General features: G+C 51.9%; 7 protein-coding genes. 2 read left to right on the top strand and 5 right to left on the bottom strand.

The features are described 5' to 3' along the window. Nucleotides 1-3: 3 nt before the first annotated feature. The 4 genes from P8N76_24835 to P8N76_24820 form a co-directional block, all read right to left on the bottom strand. A complete protein-coding gene (locus P8N76_24835) occupies nt 4-774 on the bottom strand; it encodes a hypothetical protein (GenBank protein MDG2384920.1) in 771 nt (256 codons plus the stop codon). 94 nt (nt 775-868) lie between these two features. After that, complete coding sequence (gene metK, locus P8N76_24830) at nt 869-2,086, bottom strand: methionine adenosyltransferase (GenBank protein MDG2384919.1); 1,218 nt, start codon at nt 2,084-2,086, stop codon at nt 869-871. A 130-nt stretch (nt 2,087-2,216) separates the two neighbouring features. Continuing rightward, nucleotides 2,217-3,557, bottom strand: coding sequence for a 3-deoxy-D-manno-octulosonic acid transferase (locus tag P8N76_24825; protein ID MDG2384918.1), 1,341 nt, complete (start codon nt 3,555-3,557; stop codon nt 2,217-2,219). Between the two features lie 58 nt (nt 3,558-3,615). Continuing rightward, nucleotides 3,616-7,305, bottom strand: a complete 3,690-nt coding sequence (locus P8N76_24820) for an SEC-C metal-binding domain-containing protein (GenBank protein ID MDG2384917.1) — start codon at nt 7,303-7,305, stop codon at nt 3,616-3,618. A 353-nt stretch (nt 7,306-7,658) separates the two neighbouring features. On the opposite strand from P8N76_24820, the gene P8N76_24815 reads away from it, so the two are divergent. Further along, nucleotides 7,659-8,465, top strand: a complete 807-nt coding sequence (locus P8N76_24815; GenBank protein MDG2384916.1) for an MBL fold metallo-hydrolase — start codon at nt 7,659-7,661, stop codon at nt 8,463-8,465. Nucleotides 8,466-8,576: 111 nt separating this feature from the next. Here P8N76_24815 and P8N76_24810 read toward each other — a convergent pair whose 3' ends face one another. Beyond that, entirely contained in the window at nt 8,577-10,769 is a 2,193-nt protein-coding gene (locus P8N76_24810) for a carboxy terminal-processing peptidase (protein MDG2384915.1), read from the bottom strand. Nucleotides 10,770-11,160: 391 nt separating this feature from the next. On the opposite strand from P8N76_24810, the gene P8N76_24805 reads away from it, so the two are divergent. Further along, nucleotides 11,161-12,777 (top strand): HAMP domain-containing sensor histidine kinase, encoded by a 1,617-nt coding sequence (locus tag P8N76_24805; protein MDG2384914.1) that lies wholly within the window; start codon nt 11,161-11,163, stop codon nt 12,775-12,777. Nucleotides 12,778-12,781: the final 4 nt, after the last annotated feature.

The following is a 12,781-nucleotide window of genomic DNA, read 5'->3' as shown; positions in this document are numbered from 1 at the left end:
AGCCTAGCCTTGATGCACGAAAACCTCAAGCACCACATCGGTTTGTTCCTCCGCGGGTTGATCGAGACGTATGTCGATCCGAGCACCATGTGGAACGACTAGCGCGGGTTTCGTTGACGCCGCGGGGCCACTAACCGTTTCAACCTCTAGCTGAGGGGCACTCGGCAAGGGCGGACAGAACGACAAGTGAATGGACTCTGTTCGTTGCCCGGTTTGAAAACGAGCTCGCCATTTGCCATGAATAATCTCCCCAAGTTCGGGATCCGTCGACCTGACGAATTGCTGACAAACTTCCTCGGGCAACTCAGACTCTTCATGCAAGTGAACTTCGGCCTTAAGCGGGCGTTGTTGTGGCGGACGACGCTGAATTCGCCTCGCAATTCGCCGATAAATAAACGACTCGCTGCTGATCATTACGCCCCAGAAAGTCAACCAAGCCCAGGCAGGCTGAGTAAATACATCGGTGAGTAATGTTCCAGATAACAGCAAGCTGATTGAAGTGCCGAAAAGGAGGAAATAAAGAGTGGGCCGATCGACGCTGGCAGCGCGAAAAACAGGAACCCGGAATAACCAAGAAGTCGCCACGAGTACGAAGAGAGCGGTAAGCAAGACGGTCGCTGAAGGTGAATCGGCAAATGCCCCCAACAAGCGGCGACCCCATAAGACAATCGCCATCAACATCAATAACCCGAGCGCGGATGTCGTCGCAAAGACCGCGATACGACGCTCCGACGGAATCCAGTGGGGAGACTTTGATTGCCAGCCAACCTCCATGCCTCATACTCCTGGGAAATCCACAAGTGCAACGCCCCTGCCATCAGTCACCGAGTCGACTGATGGCATCCACGACACTACCAGAGATTTCTCCCTACTTGGAAGCTGCACCGGCAGCGACGACTCCTGCAAGCTCTGCCGCTCGATCCGTGTTTTCCCAAGTAAACGCATCACCGGTCCGTCCAAAATGACCTCCATGCGCCGTTTGCTGGAAAATTGGCCGTCGCAATTTGAGGTAGTCAATAATGCCTCGAGGCGACAACGGGAAGAACTCGCGAACAGCCGCGCAGATACTTTCATCAGGAACAGTTCCCGTTCCCTCTGTATCAACCAACACACTCACGGGTTCCGAAACGCCGATGGCGTAAGCCAACTGGACTTCGCAGCGTTCTGCTAAGCCAGCTGCAACGATGTTCTTGGCCACATGACGGGCCATATAAGCGGCGCTACGATCGACCTTGGTTGGATCCTTTCCGCTGAAGGCCCCACCACCGTGCCGTCCCCATCCTCCATAGGTATCGACGATAATTTTTCGTCCGGTGAGCCCACAATCACCATGCGGTCCCCCCACGACAAATCGACCCGTAGGATTGATGTGATACTTGATATCGCTCGAAACCAGATCCTGCGGCAACAGTGGATTCACAACATTCTCGATGATGAACTCACGAATCTCGGCATTCGATACATCCTCATCATGTTGCGTCGAAACGACGACTGTATCGATACGTACAGGTCGATTGCCATCGTACTCCACCGTGACCTGACTTTTACTGTCGGGCCGTAGCCAACCCACTTCTGCCTTTTGACGAGCCTCCGTCAACCGGTTCAGAATACGGTGCGAAAGAGCGATTGGCACCGGCATCAACTCTTCGGTGTCGTTACAGGCGTAGCCAAACATCAACCCCTGATCACCAGCCCCGATATCCTTTCCCGACGACTGATTGTCATCCACTCCCTGGGCGATATCAGGACTCTGCTTATCGATGGAAACCATCACCGCACACGTATCAGCACAGATGCCCATTTTGTCATCCGTGTACCCAACCTCACGAATGACGCGGCGAATCACTTCCTGAAAATCCACAACTGCGTTGGTGGTGATTTCTCCCGCGACAATAGCGATTCCCGTCGTTACCATCGTTTCGCAGGCGACCCGGCTCATGTTGTCTTGCTTGAACAGGGCGTCAAGAATTCCGTCAGAGATTTGATCGGCCAGCTTGTCCGGATGCCCCATGCTCACGGATTCACTCGTGAAGAGATATTTACCTGTCGCCACAACATTCCTCCCATTGGATACGGCTGCTGGCATCTGCCAAAATCACAAATCGTTAATTGAGTACTATAAACCTTTGCATTCCCAACTCGCAACCGGCAGCCCTGAATGACAAAACCGCGGCATCCAGCCAGCTTGATGAGTTAACCGAAGCGGATCGATCGGTTCAGGCTGATTTCCGAGGCAAAAAAGGCGGCTCGCCCCGAGACGACGCCCGGCCGGAAGATTTGGTCACCGGCAGCAAGTCATCCAGTAGCTCAAAGGTCCGCTCGGTCGCTCCCAAATTTGCTCTTACTAACTCCTGAGCCCGTTGTCCCATTTGCTTGGCTTCCCGCGGATCCCTGAGACATCCCCGCACAAATTCGGTCAACTCGGCTTGATCGTGAACCACGGTAGCAGCCTCTGCGGACAACAATTGTTGAACCACATCGCGAAAGTTGGCCGTGTTAGGTCCAAAGGAAACAGCCGCGCCATAAGCCGCGGGCTCGATCATATTTTGCCCTCCGCGATCCGCCATGCTACCGCCAACAAAGGCCATCTCCGCGACGCCCCACCAGGCCCCCAATTCACCGACGGTATCCACCATCAGGACTCGAACATCAGAATTCGAATTCGGGTCTAAATTTTTGCGACGCATCCAAGCCAAGCCAGAATTATCGAGCAGCGCCGCCACTTCGTCAAAACGTTCTGGATGTCGCGGCACGATAATCAAACGCAACTCAGGGTAATCGCCGACCAAGGTCTGATAGGTGTCCAGCGCCAATCGCTCTTCCCCATCCAGCGTACTGCCAGCCAGGAAGACACGATCCTGTTCTCCGAGTCCCGCCAGTTCTCGAAGACATCTTGTTTGCAAATTACCTCGCTCAGTCTCTGCTCCATCAAACTTGATCGATCCGGTCACGGAAACCTCTGACCGTCGAGAGCCAAGTCGAACAAAGCGTTCGCGATAGATTGAATTCTGGACCGCCAACTTGGAGAATTTCGCGAATACGAACTTCATTACCCAACGAATTCGGTGATATCCACGGAAGCTTCGTTCGCTCATTCGCCCATTGACCATGGCAACAGGCACATCAGCACGTCGTGCAGCCTGAATCAAATTCGGCCAAATCTCTAGTTCGACCAACACGAGCAAACTTGGTCGAATCCGTGACATGGCGCGCCGAACGGCCCAACTAAAATCAAGTGGGCAGTAGTCCACAGCATGCAGAGGATACTTTTGATTTGCGAGTTCGAAACCGGCTTTGGTCGTCGTCGTAATGAAACATCGGACATCAGGACGTTCCCGTTCGAATTGCTGAATCAGCGTGGCGAGTAAATTCACTTCGCCGACACTCACTGCGTGGAACCAGACGCAAGGCTCCGCCCCTATTCGTAGCGGCAGTTGCCCCCACAGTTTTTGCGGCAAGCCTTGGCGATACTTTCCTGTTCGGACGGAAATCCACAGAAGCGCGGGAGATAAAAGCCCGAGCAGTGCGAGGTAGCAGAGATCCAAAAGGACACTCACGCGGGATTCCCTTCCCTCAGTCAAAGGTCAGTTACTGCATTAACTGGCGCGTGCTTGATTAACTGGCGCGTGCCTTCAGGCAGCAATTTTTATATTTTTTACCGCTGCCACAAGGACAAGGATCATTCCTTCCAACTCGATCGTTACGATTTCGAATTGTTTCAACCTGCTGGTCACCTTGGCTATTTTGAATGCCTTCTTCCTGTTGTTTCGCAATCTCGCTGGTCGAAGGAGCGGATTCATGAACAGCCGCGGTCTCGACCCAGGTCGAACCAACGAACCCCTCGTCCAATTGCTCCATCTTGAAAATCAAGTCCGTCACTCGCTGTCCCATGGAAGTCCACATCTGATCGAACAGCTTGCGGCCTTCGCGTTTGTATTCGACCTTGGGATCGACCTGTGCATATCCCACCAAGCCCACCGCACTGCGCAAATGATCCATGGCAAGCAGATGATCTTTCCAAGCGGAATCCACGAGCTGCAGCACGAGTTGACGTTCCATGCGCCGAATTTCGGGACGAAAACGACTCTCAACCCCGGCCGACAATTTTGCCTGTAGCTCATCACGTTGCAGCTTCGAGATTTCATCGGGCGTCAATTTGACATCCAGATTTTGCTGCAACCAATCCGAGAGCGACGAGAGAGTGCCGTTTTCACCGGCCGAATCACTGAGATCCTGATTGCCAGCGAAGATCTCATCGACCCGGGCTTCGGCTGCATTGAGTACCTCTTGGGCCTGTTTCTGATGCGAATGACTCAGTTCGAGCAACAACTGATAAATCTCTTCTCGCTGCTTGCTCTTTAAATCCTCCAGTGAAATCTCGACCCCAAAACGTTGCTGTACCCAGCTGACAAGTGCTTGACGATCGACCCGAGGCTGGCCTCCGGAGGAGCGCGTGCTGAAACGATACATGCCCGCCATCACCGGGTACTCAGATTCTTTTTCTTGGTAGGTTTCAATCGCCCTGTCCCGCACCAGTTCGATCACCTGGGCTCGTTCTAATTCCTTGATATCTTCAGGCTTAATCTCGAGTCCGAATTTGTGGTGTGTCCAGGCACAGGCGGTACGGTGAGAGAATTCGCTATCCAAAAAGGCAGCTCCGTCACTCATATCGACTTTGTTAATCGCTTCACGGGCTTTTTCAATTAGCAACTCGCCAACATGGTCGCGCCCGACCTTGACAAGATCCCGATCACGCAGATTGAGTCCCCAACGAGAATTGGCCATTTTTGCTAAGGCAGCCCAATTCCAGTCCCGGGAATCTTCTCCTTCTTCATCGGGAAGATTTTCATCGATGGCATCCAGTACCTGAGTTTCAGCAGCCCGTTCCGCATCCTCTTTGGCTCGCTCATTGGCTGACGGAAAATCGAGCCCGCGATAATCCCGTGCCTCCAAAGGAGTCGCAAGCTGGTTACTCGCCCAAGCCGAAAAAGCCTCCGCGCCATACATGGGCTGCAAAATGGTGTCCAGATTCTCTTGCACCTGCTCTTCGACCATCTCGACAATCAAATTTTTGCAGTTGGTTCCTTCCAGAATTGCTTGTCGATAGCCATAGACTCGCTTGCGTTGTTCGTCCATGACTTCGTCATACTCCAATAGATTCTTACGAATCTCAAAGTTACGTTCTTCAACTTTCTTTTGAGCTGCTTCGATTCGTCGAGTGACCATGGAGCTTTCGATCGCATCGCCTTCCTCCCATCCCCCCCAGGACTTCAGAATTTTCTCAACCCATTCGCCAGCAAAGATGCGCATGAGGTCATCGCGGAGAGAGAGGTAAAATCGACTGCTTCCGGGATCGCCTTGGCGTCCACAACGTCCTCGCAGCTGAAGATCAATGCGACGGGCTTCATGGCGTTCAGTTCCGATCACATGCAAGCCCCCCAGCGATTTCACAACCTTACCACTCTCGGACATCGACTCGCGTTCGTCAATTTCCTTAATGAGTGAATCCCATTCTTCCCGCGGGACATCCAATCGTGTTTCATACTTATCTTGCAACACGGCCCATGCCATCGTCTCCGGGTTTCCGCCCAGGATAATATCGGTTCCACGCCCAGCCATATTCGTCGCGATCGTCACCGCACCAATTCTTCCGGCTTGAGCAACAATCTCGGCTTCCCGTTTATGGTGTTTCGCGTTGAGCACTTCGTGGCGGATCCCACGTCTCTCAAGCATTCCGGCCAGTAATTCACTTTTTTCGATCGACGTTGTACCGACCAACACGGGCCGTCCCTTACGACGGATCTCAGTTACCTTGGAACGGGCAATCGCTTCCTGTTGATTGCTACCGCGGGGTTGAAACGTAATCTGATCATCGGCTTCTTTAATCAGCGTACCAACCTGCTGTTCTTTGTTGACCGTAACCGCGTCCCATTTATTGAGTTCTTCGATCTCTTTGGCAATCGCGTTGTATTTTTCTTCTTCGGTACAGTAAATAACGTCCGGATACCCGAGTCGCTCAAGCTCTCGATTGGTAGGAATGGCGACCACGTCGAGTCCGTAGATTTTCCAGAACTCGTTGGCTTCGGTCATTGCCGTACCGGTCATTCCACAGAGCTTGCCATAGAGTTTGAAGAAGTTTTGCAACGTGATCGTTGCCAACGTCTGTGTTTCCTCCTTGATCTTGACGCCTTCTTTCGCTTCGGCTGCCTGATGCAAACCATCGCTCCATTGCCGTCCTTCCATTAAACGTCCGGTGAACTCGTCGACAATCACGACGCTACCTTCTTTGACGACGTAATTCACATCCCGCTTGTAAAGGAAGTGAGCTTTCAAAGCGTTGTCAATCAGGTGCGGCCACTCCATGTTGCCAGCCGTGTAAAAGCTTTCGACCCCAGCCAATCGTTCGGCTTCACGTACACCGACATCCGTCAGGTTAACCGAATGATCTTTTTCGTTTACTTCGAAGTGTTCATTTTTCTTCAGCTGCCGAGCAACCCGATCGGCCTCCGCATATTTGCGGATATTTTCATGCGCGGGCCCAGAAATGATTAATGGCGTACGAGCCTCATCAATCAGAATGTTGTCGACTTCATCAACGATGGCAAAATTCAGGCGTCCTTGCGACTGCTGCATCTGCCGCTTGTAATTGCCGTCACCTTTGGCCGCTGGACGCATATTGTCTCGTAAGTAATCAAAGCCAAATTCATTATTGGTTCCGTAGGTAATGTCACACTCGTAGGCCTTTTGACGCTCGTCGGCGGGCATGTCACTCTGAATTGCGCCGACGGTCAGCCCCAACCCGAGATACAGCGGAGCCATCCATTCCATATCACGACGGGCCAAATAATCATTGACGGTCACCACATGCACGCCCTTGCGTTCAATCGCATTCAAGTAGGCAGGCAGGGTCGCGACGAGCGTCTTTCCCTCACCGGTCACCATCTCCGCGATTGCACCACTGTGCAGCACCATGCCACCAATCATCTGAACATCGTAATGACGCATGTTCAAAAAACGCTTGCCGGCCTCCCGACAGACGGCAAAAGCTTCGACCAAAATGTCTTCAAGCATTTCACCCGCGTCGAGGCGTGCCCGAAATTTCTCGGTCTGCCCCTTGAGCTCATCATTCGACATGTCCTGGTATTGGCTCTCCAAGCTTCCAATCGCATCGACTTTCGCTTGGAGTCGTTTCACATATCGCGCATTCGATGAACCGAAGACAGAAGTCATCGTCCGTTCAAATCCGCCAATCAGCCCCCCAAAAAAGAGGCCAAGATATTCCCAAATACGTTCCAATAAATTCATGATGTTAACGCCCCAGAGTGGAAGACGTCTCCAAAGAGCAACAAACCGCTTTCACGGCTGGGCAAAAATGACATTGGTAAAGCGCGTAAGCCATTTACGGCAAGTAATTTATATCGATTGCGACTGAGGGTCAACTGCGTTTATCCAAAGCCTCAGCACGCCAAAGGTTCTAAAACATAAAGCGAGATGAGACATTTAGCCGACTGCCAGCATGGTTTTAGCAAGAATGCCACCCGTTAACTTGATCTGGCTACCCCATTTCACGGCAGTAGGCGGCTTGTCCCTCCTAGCATCCTCCAGGTATGCTCGCTGGCAGATTACCTTCAATGTGCCCCCCGGAAAAGGCTGGTCCATTGCCCGCATCCTTTGTCACCTCCGATATCACAGGAAAATTTATTTTGCTCGGCACCGGCACCTCGGTCGGAGTGCCCGCGCTCGGCTGCGGGTGTGATGTTTGCCAGAGCGAAAATCCACGTAACAACCGGACGCGATGCTCGGCCATCGTGGGGTTGCCCGATGGCGTTTTGCTAATTGACACCCCGCCCGATTTGCGGACCCAACTGCTTCGCGAACAGATCGGTGTCGCCCACGCAGTCCTGTTCACGCATGAACATGCCGACCATCTATTCGGACTCGATGACCTAAGATTGTTTCCTTTCTACCTGGGACACCCAGTTCCGCTTTATTGCGAGGAAACTGTCGAAAATCGCATCCGAATGGCTTACGACTACGCCTTTTCGAAGCTGAAACCGACTCACCCGGGGGCAGTCCCTCAGTTTGAATTTCATCGAGTATCCACGGATCCCTTCGAACTCCTGGGAGCCACGGTACGACCGATTCGGCTGCACCATGGGCCTCGCTTTCAAGTGCTCGGTTTTCGCTTTGGAGATCTGGCCTATTGCACTGACACCAATGAAATTCCCGCCGCAAGTCTCGAACGACTGCAAGGCCTGGATGTTTTGATCCTCGATGCCTTGCGCTACAAGCCTCACCCGACTCATTACTCGCTCCAAGAGGCTGTCGAAATCGCTCAACAAATCGGAGCAAAACGGACCTACTTCACTCACGCTTCGCATGAGTTCGACTACGAATCGACCAATGCCGAGTTGCCCGCAGGCATGGAACTGGCCTATGACGGCCTGCAACTCGACTTGAACTAACGGCAAATTGATGCCATCGGCAAGAAATTTATCTATAAAAAAACGGCGGGCATTTCTTATCCGCCGTTTTTTGTGATCAGTTTTCCCCTTCGGTCATCACGGATCCGCTCGTCAGGGAGTCGTTCCGGCGCTCTTCGGCGAACCGGCAACTTGGAGATCCTTCAAGAGTTGCAAATAGTCGACCGTAATGGCGAGAACCTCGTCGTTGTAATAGTTCCGGCGAAAAACGGGCCGTTCCCCAGAAACTTGCTCCTTGATCTTCTTTTCTTCCTCTTTGTCAGCATCCAGCTCCGCACGCTCTGCGAAAAACTTTTTCTCATTCAGCGTGACTGATTTGCGGGCCTTTTGCTTTTTGTATTGCTCAACACGTCGATTGAGCTTCGCAAAATCTTCGGACCCCTCCCGACGCTTGGCCGATAGGTTGTTGAGTTGCTTCACGACTGGAGTCGTAACGTCATCAACCTTTTTGAATGGAGCCGCTTCGACTTCGTCGAATTTGACGGGGTAGTCGAGATCCGTTTCGCCAACGTCCATATGTGTCGTCAGCGACGGCATCGGTACGTCGACAACAACGCCCCGCTTCTGCGTACTGTCTCCGTTAGGACGATAGAACTGCTGCATTGTGATCTTCAAAGCTCCCAGGTTGGGAGGATTCGGAACGTTGAAGATTTGATTCCCCAAGTCGAGCAGGCTCTGAACCGTGCCTTTTCCGTGTGTCGCTACGTCTCCAATGATAATGCCGCGGCCGTAATCTTGAATCGCTCCGGCCAAAATTTCACTCGCGCTGGCACTGAACTTACTGGTCATCACCACCAGGGGACCATCCCAGACCATGCCTGACTCAGTGTCATCGTAGTGTTGCACTCGCGCATCAGAATCCTTGACTTGGACAACGGGTCCTCGGTCGATGAACAAGCCAGTCAAATTGATGGCTTCGGTGAGGCTTCCTCCACCGTTGCGGGTGAGATCAAGCACAACCGCATCGACACCCTTGGATTTGAAATCTTCCAGAATCCGCCGAACATCTCGCGTCGTGCTTTTGAAATCGGTCAGCCCCTTTCGAGCAGCACTCATGTCCATGTAGAAGCTCGGCAGATCGATTACGCCGATTTCGTAGCTGGAGCCGTCGGGCTTTTTGCCAAACGGTATGACTTCGCTTCGTGCTTCGCTGTCCTTCAGTTCGATCTTTGCACGAGTGATCTTAACAATCTCAACTTCATTGCCACCCGCCGGTTTGACACCGAGGCGGACCACTGTACCAGCTTTGCCGCGAATCATCTTCACGACATCGTTCAGATTCATATCAACGACGTCAACCATCTCACCGTCGGTGCCTTGTCCAACACTGACGATACGATCCTCCGGTTGCAATTTCCCGTTCTTGTCGGCGGCACCACCCGGAATTACCTTGGTCACCACAGTGTAACCGTCGTTCATCATGAGGGCCGCACCAATTCCCTCCAGCTTGAGTTTCATACTGATGTGAAAGTTTTCCAGCGAACTGGGAGACATGTAAGTTGTATGAGGATCGTAAGCGGTTGTGATCGCCGACAAATACATTTCGAGTAAATCATCAGAGCTGAACTGGTGCATTCGCTTCGCATAGCTGTGGTAGCGACGCTTCAGACGCTCAGTGGGATCTTCGCTCTTGTCCTGTTTGGCTTCACCCTGATCAACCTCGTCATTCTTTTCTTTGTCAGCGTCTCCTTCTTTCTTCTCTTCTTTCTTCTCTTCTTTCTTCTTCGCATCCTCGCTCTTCAGAACCAGCAGATCGTACTTGATACGACGCCGCCAGCGATCAAACGCCTCGGCTGGTGTGGTCGCGTACTTGGCTTCGTCGCGATCGGTAATCAAGACTTCGTCAACTTCGAAGTCGTGCTGCTGCTTCAACAACACGTCGACGAATTCGACCCGTTCGTCCACCCGCTCCAAAAAGCGATTGAAAATCCTATAGGCCAGCGAGAGATCGCCTCGTTTGATCATGTCGTCGAGTGATTTCCGCTCCTTCATGAACTCATCGATGTCGGATTGATAAAAGTAGACCTTCATCGGATCGAGCCCCTTTAAGTAAGTCGAAAGGGCACGTTCCGAAATCTCATCATCGAGGGGGTGGTTAAGTAGATGCTCTTGGTTTAACAGCGCGGTGACAATCAGAGCCACTTGGCGATCACTCGCTCGGGGACCTTCCAGTTCCGCTGGCGTTTCTCGAGGACGCAGCAAAAGCACTGCGGAAATCGTCAAGAAAAATGCGAGGCCAAAAGCATAGAAACTGGGTTTCCGCATCGTACGAATAGACGTGCTCATTTCGAATCCTTGCGGTCAAAATAGACTTTTATTTGCGCAATTCACCAATTTAAAACGACTTAATTCATATTAGCTACCCATACCAATTCGAACAAGACCGACCGATTGGGCAATTTCGATACGTCTCTACGGCTTCAAGGTTCACCGAAAGTAATCATTGCTGCGCCAGAACTGCTGGCAAGTACATGGACTCCGCAAATTCCCAACAGCCAGTTAATCAGTCGACTTTTAACAGATATTCGCATCTTGCGTTGATTTCGAATCTGCTGCTAGACTTCGCGGCCCTAACTGCGAACATTCGTTTCGCGGACCGGAGACGATCCGGCAATTGAACATGGCTTGGCATTTCCAACCCCCGGTTCCGTCCCCCGACAACAAGGAGGTTGTCAAAGTGCTGACCAGCTGGCCGATTCGAAAAAAATTAATGATTGGCGTCGGATTGCTACTGGTCGCGGTCGCAATTCTGTCTTTCAGTGGCTTCCGTGGTGTTTACGCATTTCGTGATCTCGCTCGAAATGTAAGCCAACGAGCTTCGGAGCTGCCAATCGCTATTCAACTGGCACAACATGTGAGTGCCATGAGCGTGACAGATCCATCACGTTTGCCGACGGACGAGTTGGACGGTCATTTGCCAGTGGATCACTGGCAAACTATCGAATTTGACAACCATCTCGAATCCGTATCTCAAACGCTTCAAACTTACCAACAGGTGCTGATCCAGAACGCAGTCGTCAACAACAATCTTGGTGAAATCAAGCAAGAGCTTCAAATTGTGGAGCGTATGAAAGCGGATCTGGCAACGATTCGTGGCCTGAAGGTCGGTATGAATTGGCCTTTGCAGGATGAAGCAGAAATGACGCAATTGCAGAATGCAGTTGCCGACTTAAAGATCCAAGCGGACCGACTCCCCAGCTTCTTGCAGGGACAAATGAATGACCTCCAAGGCGACGTAAAGGGGCAGTACCGAACTTGGATTGTGTTGACCTGGTTCACCAGTATTTCGGCGGGTGCCTTGTTGCTCGTGATGGCTCATCTGTTCTATCGTTGGGTGTTTCGCCCACTCCGAATCCTCATCGAAGGTTCACGACACGTCGCGGCGGGGAATTTCGATCATCGCATTCGCCTCGATTCCGGTGATGAAATGGACGAACTCGCTCATGCGATGAACAACATGACTTTACGGTTCCAACAAGTCCGTGATGATTTGGACCAACAAGTACAACAACGAACTCGTGAAGTAGTTCGAGGTGAGCAATTAGCGAGCGTGGGCTTCTTGGCAGCGGGCGTAGCGCATGAAATAAACAATCCACTTGCATCGATCGCTTTTTGCTCAGATTCTCTGATGGATCGCCTCCAAGACGTTTTCAGAACAGAACAAGTCATACCAGACTCTGAGGATTCAGCATCGAATGAACTAGCCATCATTCAAGAATACCTCAAGATGATTCAGCAAGAAGCATTTCGCTGCAAGGAAATCACCGAACGACTTTTAGATTTTTCTCGGCTCGGGGATGTTGAAAGACAAGACGTGGATTTGCGTGAGCTGGTGCAAGGCGTAGTTGATATGGTTCGACACGTCGGAACGTACAAGGAAAAGGAAATCGTAGTTCACGCACCACAAGCGGTAATCGCAGCGGTGAATCCTCAAGAAATAAAGCAAGTCACGCTGAACTTAATCACCAATGGACTCGACAGCCTTACTGCAGGCGGTGTCGTGTCTATTTCACTTCTTCGGACGAGTGACGAAGCCCAGCTGATCGTGACCGACGATGGCTGTGGCATGACAGACGAGGTCAAAAAGCTTCTGTTCGAACCTTTTTTCACCAGTGGCAAGGAGGGTTATGGCACTGGGTTGGGCATGTCGATCACCTGCCGAATTGTGAATGAACACGGCGGGCAGATTGACGTTCATAGCGATGGTCTCGGACGAGGATCGCGCCTGACGGTGAAATTACCGTTAAACGAAGCTGCTACCAAGGAGAAGCATCATCGCTACCGAGCCGCATAGAAAA

This window comes from Pirellulaceae bacterium (assembly GCA_029243025.1).
GTDB lineage: Bacteria > Planctomycetota > Planctomycetia > Pirellulales > Pirellulaceae.
This window is presented reverse-complemented; position numbering and strand designations above follow the sequence as displayed.

Coding starts and splice junctions, on each gene's coding strand:
- P8N76_24835 (MDG2384920.1), bottom strand. CDS start 774: ATGGAGGTTGGCTGGCAATCAAAGTCTCCCCACTGGATTCCGTCGGAG.
- metK (MDG2384919.1), bottom strand. CDS start 2,086: ATGCCAGCAGCCGTATCCAATGGGAGGAATGTTGTGGCGACAGGTAAA.
- P8N76_24820 (MDG2384917.1), bottom strand. CDS start 7,305: ATGAATTTATTGGAACGTATTTGGGAATATCTTGGCCTCTTTTTTGGG.
- P8N76_24810 (MDG2384915.1), bottom strand. CDS start 10,769: ATGAGCACGTCTATTCGTACGATGCGGAAACCCAGTTTCTATGCTTTT.